The sequence below is a fragment of the Domibacillus sp. F004 genome (assembly GCF_057814295.1).
The window spans coordinates 1-279 of the sequence record NZ_JBVATB010000068.1 but is presented as its reverse complement, the minus strand read 5'-3'; the positions used below and the strand labels follow the sequence as shown (position 1 = coordinate 279).

Here is a 279-nt window from a genome sequence, read left to right as displayed (position 1 = left end):
TGTTAATTTTTTTGCTGTTTCAGGAAAAAGAGTTAGGTTAGAAAGAGATGGTACGTGTTCTTGCGGCAGGAGCCGAATAACAAGACTTTCTTTTTTAGTAATGGCTGGTAATGTTGAAATGCGGAGAGAAGTCAAAATGCCGTTAATGATCTGTTTAAATGCCCCGCTCTGCGGCTTTCGCTTTTCTCCGATATCCATCGATGCAGCGAACTTTAAATAAGATATCATTCGTTCCCCTTCATGAGTGGAAAATGAATCGATATCAGTCAGTGTACCGCC

General features: G+C 40.9%; 1 protein-coding gene. It reads right to left on the bottom strand.

Annotated features, from left to right (window positions below; translation table 11 throughout):
- Positions 1–261 (bottom strand): ATPase, T2SS/T4P/T4SS family (locus tag ACZYRN_RS19440; protein WP_488913206.1); only part of this gene is annotated, 261 nt, incomplete at its 3' end.
- Between the last annotated feature and the right edge of the window lie 18 nt (positions 262–279).